This window comes from Xanthomonas sp., assembly GCF_017163755.1.
GTDB lineage: Bacteria > Pseudomonadota > Gammaproteobacteria > Xanthomonadales > Xanthomonadaceae > Xanthomonas_A.
Genome location: NZ_JAFIWC010000011.1, coordinates 18,590 through 36,004 on the forward strand (window position 1 = coordinate 18,590; position 17,415 = coordinate 36,004).

Consider the following 17,415-nt stretch of genomic DNA (forward strand, 5'->3'; position numbering starts at 1 on the left):
GAAGCGGCGCGGCCTGCACACGCACACGTATGGAAGCGCCTCGTGCGCCGAGGCCGGTCCCGCCGGCACCCGGGCGCCCCCCGCTCTGTCTACGTCCCGGCCCGCGAAGCTGGATGCAATCGACGAAACCGCGCGCGGCTATGGAACATCATCGTCCGTCGTCGACGCGCGCCTGGCGACAGCAGGGGGGCCTGCCGGACACCGTGTCCGTCATCCTGCGGGCACATGGCCCGTGCGGCGCGGACCGAGGCCCATCGATGTCGCAGCGTAGCGAGCGGGTGACCCAGCTCGGCTCCGTGCCGCGGTTCCGTCTCGGGCCGCTGCTGGTGGAGCCGGAGCGGCTGGTGCTGATCGACGCGGGCGCGGAGATCGCACTGGAACCGCGGATGATGGAGGTGCTGGTCGCGCTGGCCGAACGCGCCGGCGAGGTGGTCAGCGCCGAGCAGCTGCTGATCGAGGTCTGGCACGGCAGCTTCTACGGCGACAACCCGGTGCACAAGACCATCGCTCAACTGCGCCGGCGCCTGTCCGACGACAGCCGCCAGCCGCGCTACATCGAGACCATCCGCAAGCGCGGCTACCGGTTGCTGCCGAAGGTCAGCTTTCCCGACGACTACCGCGGCGCGCTGCCCGGCGCGCGGCACTGGGGGCACGGCAATCCCTACGTCGGCCTGCAACCGTTCGATCCGGCGCATGCCGAGGTGTTCTTCGGCCGCAGCCATGCCATCGCCCAGATCATGGGCTCGCTGCGCGCGCAGTTGCAGAGCCGGCGCGGGCTGGTGCTGGTGTCCGGGGCCAGCGGCTGCGGCAAGACCTCGCTGCTGCGCGCCGGCGTGGTGCCGCTGTTGTGCCAGCCGGGCGGGCTGGACGGGCTGGAAGCGCTGGCGGTGGCCTACTGCAACCTGGCCGTGTGCCATGGCGGCGACGTGCTGGGGACGCTCGCGCAAGCGCTGGCGCAGTGGACGCCCGGCACGCGCGCGGTGTTTTCCGCGGCGCAGATGGCTTCGTTGCCGGCCTGGCTGCAGCATCCGCCGCCGTTGCACGCGGCCATCGCCGAAGCCCTGCTGCGTTGCCCGGCGGCGCGCGCCAGCGCACCGGCCGAGCGCCATCTGCTGCTGGTGATCGACCATGCCGAAACCATGGTGGCCTCGCCGGACATCGGCGAGGCCGACCGCGCCGCGCTGGACGCGGCACTGCGCGCGCTGTGCACCGCGCCCCAGGTGGCCGTGCTGTTGCTGACCCGCAGCGACTTCTACCCGCGGCTGATCGAATCGCTGCCCGGGGTTTCCGAGCTCAAGCGCGGCGACGGCCACGTCGATCTGCTGGCGCCGCGCGCCGGCGAGATCGGCCAGATCATCCGCATTCCGGCGGCCATGGCCGGGCTGCGGTTCCAGGAGGACCGCGACAGCGCCAGCCGCCTGGACGACGTGCTGCGCGACGCCACCGCGCGCCAACCCGACGCGCTGCCGTTGCTGCAGCACACGCTGCATGCGCTGCACGAGCGCCGCACCGCCGAAGGCATGCTCACCTTCGCCGCCTACCATGCGCTCGGCGGCCTGGAGGGCGCATTGGCGCACCATGCCGAACAGGTCTTCCGCGCCTTGCCGGAACCGGCGCAGGCATCGCTGGGCGGCGTGCTGGCGCGGCTGTGCGTGATCCATCCGGACAGCGCCGCGGTGACCTCGCGCCGCGTGCTGTGGTCGGCGCTGCAGGCCGAGCCGGCGGCGCGCGCCATGGCCGAGGCCTTCGTGCAGGCGCGCTTGTTCGTCAGCGAGCTGGCCGCCGGCGGGCCCGGCTTCGCCGTCGCCCACGAAGCGTTGCTGCGGCAGTGGCCGCGCGCGGCCGAATGGATCCACGAGAACCGGCGGCTGCTGCAGGCGCGCAACCGCCTGCGGCAGGCCGCGCAGCGCTGGGCCGCCGAAGGCCGGCGCGGCGATCACCTGCTCAACAGCGGACGGCCGCTGAGCGAGGCGCGCGAGGCGGCCAAGCGCCTGGCGCACGATCTCGACGCCACCGACCACGCCTTCCTGCGCGCCAGCGAACGCCAGCGCCGCCGGCGCCGCTGGCTGTACGCGAGCGCCGGCGGCATGCTCGCGGTGCTGGCGAGCGCCTCGATGCTGCTCGGCTGGCAGGCGCGGCAGGCGCAGCGGGCCGCCGAGCAGCGCCGCGACGAAGCGCAGCAACTGGTCGGCTACCTGCTCGGCGATCTGGCCGAGCAATTGCGCACCACCGGCAACCTGAAGCTGCTCGACAGCGTCGGCAGCCGCGCGCTGGCCTATCTGGAGCGGCTGCCCAGCGCCGGCATGCGGCCGGCCGAGCTGCTCAACCACGCGCGCGCGCTGCGCACCACCGGCGAGGTCCTCGCCAACCAGGGCGACCTGGCGCAGGCGCAGGCCGCGTTCGCGCGCTCGGCCGCCGCCGCCGCCCAGGCGCGCCGCGACGCGCCGGCATCGCTGGACGCGCTGGCCGAGACCGGGATGACCGCCTACTGGTTGGGCTACCTGGCCTACCAGCACAAACGCCCGTCGCAGGCACGCCGGCATTGGTCGGCGTACCTGTCGATCTCCGAACAGCTGGCGCGCCGCGCGCCGCACGAGCCGCGTTGGAAACTCGAAGTCTCCTACGCGCTCAACAACCTCGGCAGCCTGGCACGCAGCGAAGGCAGGCACGATGCGGCGATCGCGCTGTTCGCGCGCTCGGTCGCGCTGAAGCGGCAGGTCCTGGCGCTGGCGCCCGGCAACGCCGCGGTGCGCTACGAACTGATCGACAGCCTGTCGTGGCTGAGTTCGGCGCAGGAATCCCACGGCGCGCTGGAGGCCGCCGAACACGGCTACCGCGACCAGATCGCGATGCTGCGCGCGTTGGTGCAGCGCGAACCGGATGCCGACGCGTGGCGCAGGCGTTGGGCCACCTCGCTGCTGCGCACGTCCAACCTGGCGCTGGCGCGCGGCGACCTGGGCATCGCCGATGCCGACGCGCAACTCAGCACCGCGATGCTGTCGGCACTGGTGGACAAGCAGCCGGACAACCGCGCCTGGCGCCGCGATCTGGCGCACGCCCAGGCCCAGGCCGGGTGGGTGGCGGCATTGCGCGGACAGCGCGCGCCGGCGGCGCAGCAGCTTCTGCAGGCACGGCGCACGCTGGCGCCGTTGCTGCAGGCGCAGCCGCTGCCGGAATGGCGATGGCTGGACGCGGTCATCGAGCTGCGCATCGCGCAGAACCAGCCGTTGCCCGAGCGCGAGGAGCGGGAACGCAGCGCGCGCATCGTGGCCCACCTGGAAGCCCTGCACCGCGCCATGCCGGATGACCTGCTCGGCCTGGCGGCGCTGGCGCATGCGCGTATCTGGCGCGGCGAACGCCTGGCCGCCGCCGGCGCCCCGGCCGATGCCCGCGCCGAATGGCAGCGCGCGGTGCAGTTGCTCGGCGCGCGCGCCGACGGCTCGCGCGACAAGACGCTGCTCGATCCATGGATTCGCGCGCAGGTCCACCTGGGCCGGCGCCAGGCCGTGTCGCAAGCGCTCGGATGGCTGTACCAGGCGGGCTACCGCCATCCGGGCTTCGTCGCTCTGTATGCCCCGCCACCCAAGGAGAAGACCCCGTCATGACGGCAATAGTGGAAATCACCCTCACCGCGGCGCACGTGGTCTTCGGCGGCAACGCCGGACGCGGGCGCTACTTCTACAGCTTCTCGCCGGACGTGATCACCGTCGGCCAGGGGCAGACCCCGGTCACCCTGGTCTACCGCCTGGACAAGGAGGTATCGCGGCACTTCACGATCAGGGCCGTGCTCAATTCCGATGCGCGCGGGCAGATCCAGAGCACCACGATCGCCGAGGACGGGCGCAGTGCCGAGGTGTTCAACCTCAACACCGTGCAGACGCTGATCTTCTTCTCGGTGCTGGTGTACGACGACAAGCGCGAGCAGCTGTTCAGTTGCGACCCGCAGGTCGGCAACGATCCGGAGATCACGCCGCTGCCCTAGCCGCCCGGCGGGCACCGTCCGTGGCGGGCCGCGCCCGCCACGGACGGACGCTCAGCCCACGATCTTCTCGCATTCGCTCAAGGTGCTCTTCGCGTTCTTCAACGCGAGCGCGTGCCCGGGCTGGCCATCGCCGATCTTCTTGAGCAGCGTGGCCATCGCGCCCTTGCCTTTTTGCCCCCAGCCCTTGTAGGCCGGGCTGCGCTTGAAGGCCTCCAGGTTCGTGACCGTGCTGCCGAATGCGCCGTTGATCAGCGTGCGCCGGTTCACGCAGTTCTGCCATGCCGCCAGGCGCAGGCGGTTGGCGTCGATGCCCGCCGCCCTCTGGCACGCCAACGCGTCGCAGGCGGTCGCGCCGTGCAGGCCCGCATTGTTGTCCACGCAGGTCTGGCGCTTGCCGTCGTACGGGATCAGCTGACAGCCTTCCAGCGCCGCGCGCGCGATCACATCGTTCTCGGAGACGTCCGAGTCCTTCAGCAGCGCCTGCGGCGGCGCCGATGGCGCCGGACGCGGGGCGGGGGCGCTGCACCCTGCAAACAACATCAACAGCGCCAGCAAGGCGAAGTTACGCAACAGTGTCATGGCCGTATTCCTGTCAAGGGGCCGGAGCGCGCGATGCGGTCTCCGGGCGGCACGAGGGGCCGCCGCGACACCCTGCCGGCAGGCCGCCGCGCGGGCCTGACGGCCAGCTTACGGTTGCCGCCGGCGCGGGCCGGCACCCGCGCGGCACGCCGGCACGGATACCGCCAATGCCACCGGAGCCGAGCAAAAATCCCATTCCGGCCATGCACTTGCGCTCCGGCAGGTTGCGGTAAGGCGGCAGCAGGCGCGGCGCAGCACGGTGGCGCGGTCCGGACCCTGTGCCGACCGGACGCCGCCGCCGCAATGCCGGCGGCCCCAGGCACCTGCCGCGGCGGCTGCTGCGGTCAACCGAGACGCACCCATGCTCACCCGTACCGACAACGCTCCCGACACCCTGACCACCGAGGAACACGATTCCCCGGTGTCGCTGTTCCGCCAGACCGCGGTGCAACGCCGCCAGTCCGACATCGCCGCGCTGCAGGCCGTGGACTACGACCAGAAGCCCTGGGGCCTGCTGTACCGCGCGCTGACCGAAGCCATCGGGGCCAGCCCGGAGACCTTCCAGATGGTCTATCCGTTCACCACCTGGGCCTGGCCAGTGCAGCAGCCGGGCTTCATCGGCACCGCGCAGTACGACTTCTGCTCGACCTCGCCGCAATGGAGCGCGGTCGGCGCCTACGTCTCCAGCGGCGACCGGTTCAACCAGGCCTACCAGGAATTCCTCAACGTGATCCCGGCGGCCACCGACGACGCCACGTTGCGCCAGCAGATCAAGCAGGCCGACGACGCGCTGACCACCGCCAGCAATGGCTACACCATCGCCTACAACCAGGCCCGTTCGGTCTACCAGGACGACGTCACCGACAACGATCCGACCTTCACCAAATGGCTGGGTTCGCCGGCCGGCGCCGGTTGGCAGACCAAGATCAGCAGCACGCAGGTCAAGATGGACCAGGCGCAGGTCACCTACAACGCCCTGGTCGCGCAGGCCAATACCCCGGGCCTGGGCGATGCGCAGAAGCAGATGAACAACCACGACTTCTACGCCAAGCTCAACGATCCGGCGCTGTCCAAGTTTCCGCTGGTCCCGAACTGGGCGGTGGCGCAGAACGCCAGCGACTGGATCGACGCGGTGCAGTCCGGCCAGGGCCCGGCCGGCGCCACCATGGGCTTCAACAATCGCGATGCGGCCTACGACTACAGCAAGACCTGGGCCGGCGGCTCGGCCAAGATCCGCCAGTTCTTCTGGGAGGTGCGCGTGGCCGGCAAGTGGCAGCGCATCGACGAGTTCGAGACCGACAACGAGCTCAACGTCTCGGTGGAGTTCGAGGCGCTGGACCAGATCCAGATCCAGCCCAGCGACTGGTACAACGGCCCGTTCGTGCGCAGCAAGCGCAACGGCCCGTTCGTGAAGGGCTACAGCGCGTTCGGCGACGACGGCACCCAGGCCGTGTTCGGCGAGAAGGGCTTCTTCGGCCTGCTCAAGACCGGCATGTACGTGGGCTACAAGCCGACCTTCACCATCACCACCAGCAAGGCGGCCTTCACCAAGTTCTCCGAGAAGTTCAGCGCCTCGACCGGACTGCGCATCGGCCCGTTCACCTTCGAGGCCGAGGGCGGCATCGAGAAGGCCGGGTGGGACCTGAGCGAGTCCGGGCGCAGTTTCACCGGCACCACCACCTCCGACCAGCCGCTGATCATCGGCATCGCGATCTCCAAGCTGCCGCCCGAGTAACCGCCCGGGCAGCGGGCGCTCCTGCGGTGCATTGCACCGCCCCGCAGGAGCGCATGCGGGCGACGGCGTTGCACGTGGTCGCGGCGCGCGGCCGCGATCGATGCGGCCGCACGCCGGAACTGCGCGGCGGGCGTCGATGGCCGTTGGCGCTTCCCGACCCGGGTGTTTGCGGCGGCGTGGCGTGCGGCCCATGATCCGGATGCCGGCAAATCGATGCGCGAAAACCGCGTTGGCGTTCCGGCCGCGACGGTCGGCTCCTGCGCTTGTGTTCCAGCGCCCTGCCGGATAGCCGCGGAGCATGGCATGCGTGCCGCGATGGCAACATCGATCGAATCGCCTGAGCCGCGCGGTCGGCGACGCGATGGCAGGCGCGACCTCAGATGATCCGCAGCGTGATCGCCTTGAGCACCGCGCGGGTGCGGTCGCGGGTGCCGAGCTTGTCCAGGATCGTGGAGACGTAGTTCTTCACCGTGCCGTCGGCCAGGAACAGGCTGCGCGCGATCTCCTTGTTCGAATAGCCGCCGGCGAGCAGGCGCAGGATCGCCACCTCGCGGGCGTTGAAGGTGTCGCGCGGCGCATCCTCGTCGCGGAAGCGGAAGCGCGCGCGCACCGGATCGGTGCTGACCGGCTGCAGCAGGGTCTGGCCGGCCGCCACGCGCTCGATCGCCTCGCGCAGGTCTTCCGGCGCGGCGTCCTTGAGCAGGAAGCCCTGCGCGCCAGCGTCGGTGGCGCGCAGCAGCAGGTCGGCGTCGTCGAAGGTGGTCAGCAGCAGCACCGGGGTGCGGTCGCCGCGTTCGCGCAGGCGCTGCAATGCCTGGATGCCGTCCATGCCGGGCATGCGGATGTCGCTGAGCACCACGTCCACGGCGGTATCGGCCAGCGCGGCCAGCAGCGCCTCGCCGTCGTCGGCCTCGCAGGCCACGGCGATCCCCTGGGTCTGCAGCAGCGCGCGCAGGCCGGCGCGGACCAGGACCTGGTCGTCGGCCAGGGCGACGCGGATGGCGCTCATGCCGGCAGCCGCGCGATCAGGTGCATGCCGCCCAGCGGCGTGTGGCCCAGCTCCAGTCCGCCGTGCAGCGCGGCCAGGCGTTCGCGCATGCCGGCGATGCCGTTGCCCTCGCGGATGCGCTCGCCGCGGCGGCCGTCGTCCTCGATGTCCACGCGCAGCTGCGCGTCCTCGCAGCGCAAGCGCACCGTCACCGCGTCGGCGTCGGCATGCCGCGCGGCATTGGTCAGCGCCTCCTGCACCAGCCGCAGCAGCGCCTCGGCGACCTGCGCATCGGCGATGCGCACGTCCGCGTCGATCTGCAGCCGCAGCGCCGGCCGCGGGAACGGCGCGGCCAGCGCGCGCAGCGCGGTCTCCAGGTCCAGGCCATGGTCGTCGCGCATCGACTGGACCACGTTGCGGATGTCGCCGAGCAGTTCGGCCGACAGCCGCTCGGCCTGGACGATCTCCTCGCGCCCGCCCAGCTGCGGATCGGCCAGCAGCAGGCGCAGGTTGATCCGCATCGCGGTGAGCTTGTGCCCGGCCACGTCGTGCAGTTCGCGCGCCAGGCGCAGGCGCTCGGCGTCGCGCGCGCTGTCGGCGAGCAGGGCGCGGGTGGCGAGCAGGTCGGCGTTGACCCGCGTCAGCGCGTCGCGGGCGCGTTCGGCACGCTTGGCGTAGGACGCGGTCAGCGCGGCGAAGGCCTGGAAGCCGCCGTAGACCGCCACGACCAGCAGCGGCCGCGCGCTGCCGGCGTGGCGCAGCAACAGGTACATGCCCAGGTTCACCGCCAACGCCAGGGCCAGCACCCGGCCCGGCGCCCACACCATCGCCACCTGCGCGACCAGCACCACCAGCAGCACCGGCGCGGTGCCCGCACGCGGCTCCAGCCAGATCAGCGCCAGCGCCGCGGCCGCCTGGGCCAGGATCGCCGGGTTGCGCCACGCCGCCGGCAGCAGGTCGTCGAGCAGCAGCAACGGGCAGAACACCGCCAGCGCGATCCAGCGCGCGGCCGCGTGCGGCGAGGGCTCGAAGCCGAACGACAGCGCCACCGCGCCGACCGTCAGCAGTCCGGCCAGGTTCATCGGTCGCAGCAGGTCGCGCAGGAATCGGTTCATGGCCAGGATGCTGACCGTGTCATGCGCCAACGGCAATGGGGCGGACGCAGGAAGTGACTTCCGGCAGGTAGCGCCGCTCGCGTCGTCGCGACGCCGTGCGCATGCGATGCGCGGGCCCCGGCTGCGCGGCGTCGGGCGCCGCCGTCACCGGCCGACATCGCGGCCCGCAGTACCGTTGTCTGCGCTGCGCCGATGTGGAGAACCCGCGATGCGATCGTCCGATGTGCTGTTCATGCTGCTGGGACTGGGCTGGGGCGCCTACGAGGCGCTGCTCAGCTACCGGCGCCGCGCCAGCGACGGCGGCGCGCAGGACCAGGGCACGCTGAAGCTGCTGTGGCGCGTGCTCTACGCCGCGGTCGTGGTGGCGGTGCTGCTGGCGTTCACCGGCATGTGGCGTTTCCCGCCGCAGTGGCAGGAGCCGTTGCGCTGGACCGGCTGCGCGCTGATCGCCGGCGGGCTGGCGCTGCGGCTGTGGGCGATCCGGGTGCTGGACCGCTGGTTCACCGTGCACGTGACCATCCAGGCCGACCACCGGCTGATCCGCCACGGGCCGTATCGCCGGTTGCGCCACCCGTCCTACACCGGCGCGCTGCTGGCGTTCTACGGGCTGGCGATCGGATTGGGCAACGGCCTGTCGCTGCTGGCGATCGTGCCGACGGTGACATGGGCGTTCCTGCGCCGCATCCGGGTCGAGGAGGCGCTGCTGATCCGCGCCTTTCCCACCGAGTATCCGCACTACGCCGCGCGCAGCTGGCGGTTGCTGCCGTTCGTGTGGTGACGCGCACCGATTCGCCGCTTCGCGGCTCCGGCGACGTGCCTGCAGCGCGGCGGCCTGCGTAGCCCGATCCGGTACCGACACCGCCAGCGCTACACCGGGACACCCGCCTCGACCACGCTACTGCGTCGGCACGCCCTACCCGCCCGGCAGCGCCTGGCGCAGCGCGTTGATGCCGTGCCACGGGTTCCTGCGCAATCGCGATGTGCCTTGCGGCGCGCGTTCGAGCGGGTACGCGCCCGGCCCGGCGATGCGGGCCAGCGCGTTCCCAGCGCGACGGCACCGCCACCGTGGCCTGCCGGCGCGCGCGCAGCGACCACGCGCACACGCCGGTGTTGCCGCGCCTGTTGCGCAGCGCGTCGACGAAAGAATGGACGTGCATCGGAACTATGGATGTGGCGGGCGAACTCAGGTGTTGTGCGGGCATAGCACCCGCTCCCACCGATCGCCATCGAACGCGAGTATGTCGTCGACACCGAAGGAGTAGAGCCGCCCATCGCCGGCATCGAGCTTATGGGTGCCGGGAGCGGGGACGATGCCCGTGTCGATGTCGACGACGTCTTGTCCGTCGTATCGAACGAGGCCATGCGCGTGGGAAATGTACAGCTGCCCGTTGTACAGCGCCATGTCCCAGAAATTCATGGCCCTGCCGGTATCGATCGCACGCCATCCATTGCGGTTGCCGACCAGCAACAGACCGTCGTTGCCGCATGCGTAGACCTCATCGCCGCTCTTGCACCGAACGCACGACAGCGGGCGATCGGCCGGGGAATCCAGCGTGCTCCAGCGCGACCCGTCGTAGTGCAGGATGAGGCCCTTTTCGCCCACCGCGTAGATGTCGTTGTGCGACAGGCCGTCCAGGCTCTCCAGGGTGGGAGAGCCCACTTTCGCCCCAGGCGGGCTCATGTTCGCCCAGGCCCCGTTCGCGTAACGATAGACCTGGGACGACTGGCCGCAGATATACAGCTCGTTCTCGATTTCCCGTATGCACAGCAGCTCGCCAAGCCGGTCGGTTTCGATGCGATGGTCTTCGAACTTTCCGCGGATGTTGGCCAGGGTGAAGTCCGCCGCGCCAGACGTCACATGCCGCAGGTTGCCGTTTCGCCCCAGCATCCACAGGCTGTTGTCGCTGCGCCGGAAGCAGAGCGCCCCGATGACGTCGTCGTCCACGTCGTTGTAGACCCAGTTTCCGTCGAAGCAAAAGGCGACCCTGGACATCCGCTCGTCCGGCAGGGAGTTGTACTGTGCAGGAACGACGACGGTGCCCGCCTTTACGACCAGGCCACAGGTGAAAGACAGGGAGTCTTCGTTGCTCATGATGGCTTCTCGAATCAAGGGGGCCGGGTGCTTCGGCTTTCTACTGGCAGGTAACGGATCGACAAGCGGCGCCAATGCGCGCGCCTGCATCCGCCCATCGGACGCCAGAGGTCGTCTATCCGGTCTTTGCCTTGCCCCGCGCCACGCCGTCCACGCGCTCTCGGTTTTCGTCGCCCCAAGCGCACAGGGGCATGAGCGCCTTGGCCAGCGTCTTGCCGAACTCGGTCATTTCGTAATCGACCCGCGGCGGTACCTCATGGTAGTCGCGGCGCACGATGATGCCGTCCTCGGCCAGTTCGCGAACCTGCTGGATCAGGACCTTTTCGCTGATGCCGGCGACCAGGCGCTTCAGTTCCCCGAACCGGCGCGGCCCGTTGTTCAGATGGAACAGCACGAGCGGCTTCCACTTGCCGCCGACAACTGCCAGGGCGACCTCGAGCCCACAGCCAAACGTCCGGTTTTCCATTAGGGCCATGCACATACCTTTAGGTAGGTACTAGCCTACCAGAATGTGCCCGCCCACAATAGATCTTCGAACTCGACAGGAGACCCCAGATGGGCAGGCTCGACGGAAAAGTGGCGGTGATCACCGGTGCGAACAGCGGCATCGGCCTGGCGACGGCGAAGCGTTTCGCGCAGGAAGGGGCGCGCGTCTTCATGAGCGGCCGGCGTCAAAAGGAACTCGACGCGGCCGTGGCCGAGGTCGGCGGGAACGCGCGTGGCATCCAGGGCGACGTGTCCATCCTCGCCGACCTGGACCGCCTCTTCGCCATCGTGAAAGACGAAGCCGGCACGATCGATGTCCTGTTCGCCAACGCGGGCGGCGGCGAATTCGCCGCGCTGGGCGAGATCACCGAAGAGCATTTCGACACCATCTTCGCGACCAATGTGAAGGGTACGCTGTTCACGGTGCAGAAGGCGCTCCCGCTGCTCAAGGACGGAGCCTCGGTCATCCTCACCGGCTCGACCACCGAGGTCACCGGCACCCCGGCGTTCAGCGTCTACAGCGCGAGCAAGGCGGCCGTCCGCAACTTCGCGCGGAGCTGGATCCTGGATCTGGCGCCACGCAGGATCCGCGTCAACGTGCTGGTGCCGGGCGCCACCTCCACCCCGGGATGGCATGGCCTTGCCACCTCGGAGGAGGCGAACAAGGAAATGCTGCGGTTCGTGCAGGCCACGACCCCGCTCGGCCGCCTCGGCGACCCCGCCGAGACGGCGGGTGCGGCGCTGTTCCTGGCTTCGGACGACAGCAGCTACGTCACCGGAAGCGAACTGTTCGTGGATGGCGGGGCCGCGCAGATCTAGGCGAGGCGCGCCGCGAATGGCGCGCTGCGCGCGAAGGCGCGCCTCGAACTGCTTCAATCCGCAGGCGACGGCCGGCGCCTGCTATCGCGGCATCGGCGGTCTTCACTCGATACCGTTCGTGCGGACAGCACGCTGAGAGCCCAGTCGCTGGCGTTGCCGCGGCCACGCCGTGACCGCGCCCTACCCGCCCGGCAATGCCTGGCGCAGCGTGTCGATGCCGTCCCACGGGTCCTTGCGCAGCCGCGCTGCGCGTTGCAGCGCGCGTTCGAGCGTGTACTCGCCCGGCCCGGCGATCTGGGCCAGCTCGTCCCAGCGCAGCGGCATCGCCACCGTGGCCTGCGGGCGCGCGCGCAGCGACCACGAGCACACGCTGGTGTTGCCGCGTCCGTTGCGCAGCCAGTCGACGAAGATCTTGCCCTCGCGCTGTGCCTTGCTCATCGTCGCCAGGTAGCGTTGCGGCGCGTGCGCCACCAGCGCCTGGGCGAAGCCTTCGCAGAACGCGCGCACCGCATCCCAGTCCGGCCCGGGCACGATCGGCGCGACCACGTGCAGGCCCTTGCCGCCGGACAACCGCACGAAGCTCTCCAGCCCGGCCTGGCGCAACCGCGCGCGGATCTCGCGCGCCGCGTCCTGCACCTGCGCCCAGTCCACGCCCTCGCCCGGGTCCAGGTCGAACACCAGCCGGTCGGGCTGTTCCGGGGCGCCGATGCGCGAGCCCCACGGATGCAGTTCCAGGGTGTTCATCTGCACCAGCTCCAGCAGCCCGGCGACGTCCTCGACATAGACGTAGTCCTCGCGCCCGCTCTTCTGCTGCAGCGGTATGGCGTGCACGTGCGCGCCGAGGCCGCGGCCCTGGTGCTTCTGGAAGAAGCACTCGCCCTCCACGCCATCCGGGCAGCGCAGCAGCGACAGCGGCCGTCCGGCGATCTCCGGCAGCACCCAGCGCGCGACCTGCCGGTAGTAGTCGGCGACCTGGCCCTTGGTGACGCCGGCCTGCGGGTACACCACGCGTTCGGGATGGGTGATGGTCACCGCGTCGGCGGCGGCGGCCGGCGCCGGGCGGTCCGGGCGCGCGGCCTTGGCAGCGGCACGCGGTTTCGGCGCCGCGCGCGAGGCGCGCTTGGCCTTCGTCGCGCTGGCGGTCGGCCTGGGCGTGGGCGCGGCCGGCGCCGGTGCCGTCGCGGCCGCGGCCGGCACCAGTTCCTGCAGCGGCTTGTCGTCGCGCAGCCGCTTGAACGCGGCCTGGCGCAGCAGTCCTTCCTTGGCCCAGCCGCGGAACGCGACCTCCGCCACCAGCTTCGGCTCGATCCAGCGCACGCTGCGCGCGGCGAACGGCACGTGCGCCGGCAGGCTCAGCGCCGCGCGCGCGGCTTCCAGCGGGCGCATGTGCTCGAGCAGCTGCGCCAGCATCGCCTGGTCGAACCCGGTGCCGACCCGGCCCACGTAGCGCCAGCCGCCGCCGGCCTGCGGCTGCGCCAGCAGCAGCGAGCCGAAGCCGGTGCGCGCGCCCTTGGGCCCGGTATAGCCGACCACCACGAAGTCGTCGGTGTTCTCATGCTTGATCTTGGCCCAGGCCGGCGCGCGCGTGGGCGTGTAGGGCGCATCGATGCGCTTGCTGACGATGCCCTCGAACCCCTTCTCGCCGCTGGCCGCGAACACCTCCGGACCGCGGCCGAGCACATGGTCGCTGTAGGCGACGATGCCGGGCGTATCGCCGACCAGCGCCTTGAGCAGCTGCTTGCGCTCCAGCAGCGGCGCCTGCGAGATGTCCACGCCGGCGACGCCGGGCAGGTCGAATACCACGTAGCGCAGCGGCTGCGGGGCGCTGCCGTCGATCGCCTTCTGCAAGGCGGTGAAGTCGCTGCGCCCTTGGCGGTCGAGCACCACCAGCTCGCCGTCCAGGCGCGCGTCGGTCACCGGCAGCGCCTGCACCGCGCGGGTCACGTCGGGGAAGGTCTCGGTCCAGTTCACCCCGCTGCGCGAGCGCAGCGTGGCGGTGCCGTCCACCAGGTCGGCGAGCAGGCGGTAGCCGTCCCACTTGATCTCGTGCAGCCACTGCTCGCCGCTCGGCGCGGCCTCGCGGCTGGCGGTCAGCTGCGGCTGGAACCCGGCCGGATACGGCCGGTCCACCGCGCCCGGCAGCGCCAGCGCGCGCTGGCGCCATGCCGCGTCGGCGTCGCGCCGCTTGCGTGGCGGACGCGCAGGCGTGGAGCTGCCGCGGCGCGCGACCTTGCGCGCCGCCGGCGCCGCGCTCGCGGCGGCGGCCCTGGCGCGGGGTGGCGTACGCCTGGCCGGCGCCGCGGCGGCCGCGCCCCGGACCAGGTCGTCGGCCTCCCGGTCGGCGGCGTGCGCGTCGTCGCGCTTGATCAGCAGCCACTGCCGCTGCTTGCCGCGCATCGCGGTGCGCACCAGCGTCCACGCGCCGTGGAGGCGTTCGCCGTGCAGCGCGAACTCCAGCTTGCCGGCGTCCAGCGCCTGCAGCGGGTCGCCGGCGCAGTCCCAGGTGCCATGGTCGAACACCTCGACATGGCCGGCGCCGTAGTGGCCTTGCGGGATGTCGCCGGCGAAGCCGGCATAGGACAGCGGATGGTCTTCCACCTCCACCGCCAGGCGTTTCTCGCCGGCACGCAGCGACGGCCCCTTCGGCACCGCCCAGCTCTTCAGCACGCCGTCGGCCTCCAGGCGGAAGTCGTAGTGGCGCGAACTGGCGTGGTGCAGCTGCACCACGAAGATCGGGCGCCGCGACGGGCCTGCCGTGGCGGCCTCGTCGCCGGCCGGCTCCGGGGTGCCGTCGTCGAAGCGGCGCTTGCGGACATAGTCGCGCAACGACATGCCCTACTCCGCCGCGCGCCGTGCCGGCGCCTCGCCGGGCAGTCGCTGCACTCGCAGAACGCCGGCCATCAGTGCGCCGCCTGCGGCACCGCCGACGCCGGCAGGTGGTCGAGCGCCTGCCAGGCGTCTTCGATCACCCCGCGCGCCTGGCGCCACTCCAGCCGCGACTCGCCGCGCATCTGCTCCCAGTGCGCGGCCATCTCGCCCTCGGTATCAGCGACCGGGCCGCGCGGCCAGCCGCCGGCGTGGGTGGTCAGCGCGAACGCGTACGCCGGACACAGGTCGCGCCACGGCAGGCCGTGGCGGGCGCGGCGCTGGCGATAGTCGGCCAGGCTGTACTGGCGGTAGTCCAGCGCATCGTGGGGCCGTGGCTCGGCGTCGTGCCGGCGGCGGCGGCGCGGCGGCAGCGGGTCCAGGTGGGCGTTGAACAGCAGCGGATCGGGACGGCGGGCGCTGGGGCACATGGCACGGCTCCGGGCGGCTTGCGGGGGCAGGGCCGCCAGCAGTAGCGCCGGTCGCGTTAGCCATCGGTGACAAACGCGTCTAGATGGCGCGATTCGCGATTTCCTCACCGCGCTTGCGCCATCATGCCGCTTCCCCTCGAGCCGGAGAGCACGCCATGACACGCGACCCTTTGCGCAGCGACAAACCCCAGCGCGGCGAGCAACGCGGCAAGCACGACGCCCAGGATTTCGAGGACCGCGGCGCCGGCGACACGCCGCAAACCATCGTCGAGCAAGCCCCGCGCACCGGCGCCGACCGCGCCGCGCCGGAAGGCGCCGCGGCGCCGGACGCCGCCGATGCGCAGCGCCGGGCCGACGAGAACCAGGACGAAGCGCTGGAAGAGACCTTTCCGGCCAGCGACCCGGTGTCGCCGTTCGTGCCGTCCAAGGCACCGTAGGCGGCGGCCGGCCGTTGTGCTGGTGCCGCCGTCTGTAGGAGCGGCTTCAGCCGCGACAGGTAGCCGAAACATCCCGGTCGCGGTTGAAGCCGCTCCTACAAAGGCGACACTGCGAGTCTCCAGGAAACCGTGGCGACCGCCGCAACTGTGTGGGAGCGGCTTCAGTCGCGACCGGCCTCATAGGTAAAGCCCGTCGCGACTGAAGTCGCTCCCACAAGAAGCGTTCATACCCGTGCCATCCGACGAATCGCCCCCGAACTCGGCAGCGCGTGCATGTGCTGCCACCGTCTGCCGCTACACCTTCCCCGCCGCCTGCAACGCCAGGTACTCGGCGTCGCCGAACAGCCGCGAGCGCACCAGGAAGCGCACGCCCTCGCCGTTCTCCAGCGAGAACATGCCGCCGCGGCCGGGCACCACGTCGATGATCAGCTGGGTGTGCTTCCAGTACTCGAACTGCGGGGCGCTGATGTAGAACGGCGCGCCGCCGATCTCGCCCAGCTGCACGTCGCGGTCGCCGACGATGAAGTCGTCCTGCGGATAGCACATCGGCGAGGAGCCGTCGCAGCAACCGCCGGACTGGTGGAACAGCAGCGGCCCGTGCCGCGCGCGCAGCCGCTCGATCAGCTGCAGCGCCGGCAGCGTCGCCAGCACCTGCAGCGGCACGCCGGACACGGGCGCGGCCGCGTCCATCAGGCCGCCATGTCCAGCACGATGCGGCCTTCGATGGTGCCGGCGTGCATGCGCGCGAACACGTCGTTGATGTTGTCCAGCGTGTCGGTGGCCACGGTCGCGGCGACCTTGCCCTGCGCGGCGAAATCCAGCGATTCCTGCAGGTCCAGGCGGGTGCCGACGATGGAACCGCGCACGGTGACGCCGTTGAGCACCATGCCGAAGATGTCCAGCGGGAACTGGCCCGGCGGCAGGCCGTTGAGCGACACCGTGCCGCCGCGGCGGACCATGCCGATGGCCTGCTCGAACGCCTTCGGCGACACCGCGGTGACCAGCGCGCCGTGCGCGCCGCCGATCTCCTTCTTCAGGTAGGCCACCGGGTCGGTGGTGCGCGCGTTCACCGTCACCGTGGCGCCCAGGCGCCTGGCCAGCGCCAGCTTGCCCTCGTCCACGTCCACCGCGGCCACGTTCAGGCCCATCGCCTTGGCGTACTGCACCGCCATGTGCCCGAGCCCGCCGATGCCGGAGATCACCACCCAGTTGCCGGGCTTGGTGTCGGTGACCTTCAGGCCCTTGTACACGGTGACGCCGGCGCACAGGATCGGCGCGATCTCGACGAAGCCGATGTTCTTCGGCAGGTGGCCGACGTAGTCGGCGTTGGCCAGCGCGTATTCGGCGAAGCCGCCGTTGACCGAGTAGCCGGAGTTCTGCTGCGCCTCGCACAGCGTCTCCCAGCCGCCCAGGCAATGCTCGCAATGGCCGCAGGCCGAGTACAGCCACGGGATGCCGACCCGGTCGCCTTCCCTGACGTGGTCGACCCCGGCGCCGACCGCGACCACGTGGCCCACGCCCTCGTGGCCGGGAATGAACGGCGGATTCGGCTTCACCGGCCAGTCGCCCTCGGCCGCGTGCAGGTCGGTGTGGCACACGCCGCAGGCCTCGATCTTGACCAGGATGTCGCCGGCCTGCGGCCTCGGCACCTCCACTTCCTCGATCGTCAGCGGTTTGCCGAATTCGCGCACCACGGCGGCTTTCATCGTCTTGTTCATCGAACACTCCTGGAGAACGGGTGACAGCACCATCGCTGATCCGGCGGTGGCGCGCTTTGATCCAGATCAGAAACCGGTCGCGGACCGGCGCATGCCATGGCCGGCCGCGCGCGGCGCGCGGGCGTAGGCGCACGGCATCGCCATGCGCCACCGTGCGCCTATGCCGCG

The 17,415-nt window shown here is 71.2% G+C and carries 15 protein-coding genes and 1 pseudogene; 6 read left to right on the top strand and 10 right to left on the bottom strand.

Annotated elements, in window-relative coordinates; all coding sequences use genetic code 11:
• The first annotated feature begins 257 nt into the window (after window positions 1–257).
• Both JR065_RS08990 and JR065_RS08995 read left to right on the top strand, forming a co-directional pair.
• Window positions 258–3,605 carry a winged helix-turn-helix domain-containing protein gene (locus JR065_RS08990; protein ID WP_206233732.1) on the top strand — a complete coding sequence of 1,116 codons (3,348 nt, stop codon included), beginning with the start codon at window positions 258–260 and terminating at the stop codon, window positions 3,603–3,605.
• Window positions 3,602–3,982 (top strand): hypothetical protein, encoded by a 381-nt coding sequence (locus JR065_RS08995; protein ID WP_206233733.1) that lies wholly within the window; start codon window positions 3,602–3,604, stop codon window positions 3,980–3,982. The genes JR065_RS08990 and JR065_RS08995 overlap by 4 nt, the downstream gene beginning before the upstream one ends.
• A gap of 51 nt (window positions 3,983–4,033) precedes the next feature.
• Here JR065_RS08995 and JR065_RS09000 read toward each other — a convergent pair whose 3' ends face one another.
• Complete coding sequence (locus JR065_RS09000; RefSeq protein ID WP_241093504.1) at window positions 4,034–4,537, bottom strand: hypothetical protein; 504 nt, start codon at window positions 4,535–4,537, stop codon at window positions 4,034–4,036.
• A gap of 385 nt (window positions 4,538–4,922) precedes the next feature.
• On the opposite strand from JR065_RS09000, the gene JR065_RS09005 reads away from it, so the two are divergent.
• A complete protein-coding gene (locus JR065_RS09005; protein ID WP_206233735.1) occupies window positions 4,923–6,296 on the top strand; it encodes a hypothetical protein in 1,374 nt (457 codons plus the stop codon).
• 376 nt (window positions 6,297–6,672) lie between these two features.
• On the opposite strand, the gene JR065_RS09010 is transcribed toward JR065_RS09005, so the two are convergent.
• Complete coding sequence (locus JR065_RS09010) at window positions 6,673–7,305, bottom strand: response regulator (RefSeq protein WP_206233736.1); 633 nt, start codon at window positions 7,303–7,305, stop codon at window positions 6,673–6,675.
• Entirely contained in the window at window positions 7,302–8,399 is a 1,098-nt protein-coding gene (locus JR065_RS09015; protein ID WP_206233738.1) for a sensor histidine kinase, read from the bottom strand. Before JR065_RS09015 ends, JR065_RS09010 begins: the two co-directional genes overlap by 4 nt.
• Window positions 8,400–8,607: 208 nt before the next feature.
• Between JR065_RS09015 and JR065_RS09020 the strand changes: the two genes are divergently transcribed.
• A complete protein-coding gene (locus tag JR065_RS09020; RefSeq protein WP_241093505.1) occupies window positions 8,608–9,177 on the top strand; it encodes a methyltransferase family protein in 570 nt (189 codons plus the stop codon).
• 247 nt (window positions 9,178–9,424) lie between these two features.
• On the opposite strand, the pseudogene JR065_RS21815 reads toward JR065_RS09020, so the two are convergent.
• The 3 genes and pseudogenes from JR065_RS21815 to JR065_RS09030 form a co-directional block, all read right to left on the bottom strand.
• Window positions 9,425–9,601 (bottom strand): annotated as a pseudogene (locus JR065_RS21815) (hypothetical protein); the annotation flags it as partial.
• On the bottom strand, window positions 9,583–10,491 hold the full coding sequence (locus tag JR065_RS09025) for a hypothetical protein (protein WP_206233739.1): 909 nt from the start codon (window positions 10,489–10,491) through the stop codon (window positions 9,583–9,585). The pseudogene JR065_RS21815 and the gene JR065_RS09025, both read right to left, overlap by 19 nt.
• Window positions 10,492–10,606: 115 nt before the next feature.
• Window positions 10,607–10,966: a winged helix-turn-helix transcriptional regulator gene (locus JR065_RS09030; protein ID WP_241093506.1), complete on the bottom strand. Its 360-nt coding sequence runs from the start codon at window positions 10,964–10,966 to the stop codon at window positions 10,607–10,609.
• Window positions 10,967–11,046: 80 nt separating this feature from the next.
• On the opposite strand from JR065_RS09030, the gene JR065_RS09035 reads away from it, so the two are divergent.
• Window positions 11,047–11,796, top strand: a complete 750-nt coding sequence (locus JR065_RS09035) for an SDR family NAD(P)-dependent oxidoreductase (protein WP_206233740.1) — start codon at window positions 11,047–11,049, stop codon at window positions 11,794–11,796.
• A 180-nt stretch (window positions 11,797–11,976) separates the two neighbouring features.
• Here the strand turns inward: JR065_RS09035 and ligD are convergent, their stop codons facing one another.
• Window positions 11,977–14,628 (bottom strand): DNA ligase D, encoded by a 2,652-nt coding sequence (ligD, locus tag JR065_RS09040; RefSeq protein WP_206233741.1) that lies wholly within the window; start codon window positions 14,626–14,628, stop codon window positions 11,977–11,979.
• Window positions 14,629–14,696: 68 nt separating this feature from the next.
• Window positions 14,697–15,092, bottom strand: a complete 396-nt coding sequence (locus JR065_RS09045; RefSeq protein ID WP_206233742.1) for a hypothetical protein — start codon at window positions 15,090–15,092, stop codon at window positions 14,697–14,699.
• 155 nt (window positions 15,093–15,247) lie between these two features.
• Between JR065_RS09045 and JR065_RS09050 the strand changes: the two genes are divergently transcribed.
• Entirely contained in the window at window positions 15,248–15,529 is a 282-nt protein-coding gene (locus tag JR065_RS09050) for a hypothetical protein (RefSeq protein ID WP_206233743.1), read from the top strand.
• A gap of 294 nt (window positions 15,530–15,823) precedes the next feature.
• On the opposite strand, the gene JR065_RS09055 is transcribed toward JR065_RS09050, so the two are convergent.
• Both JR065_RS09055 and adhP read right to left on the bottom strand, forming a co-directional pair.
• Entirely contained in the window at window positions 15,824–16,219 is a 396-nt protein-coding gene (locus JR065_RS09055; RefSeq protein ID WP_206233744.1) for a DUF779 domain-containing protein, read from the bottom strand.
• Window positions 16,219–17,247, bottom strand: coding sequence for an alcohol dehydrogenase AdhP (gene adhP / locus JR065_RS09060; RefSeq protein ID WP_206233745.1), 1,029 nt, complete (start codon window positions 17,245–17,247; stop codon window positions 16,219–16,221). The genes JR065_RS09055 and adhP overlap by 1 nt, the downstream gene beginning before the upstream one ends.
• Between the last annotated feature and the right edge of the window lie 168 nt (window positions 17,248–17,415).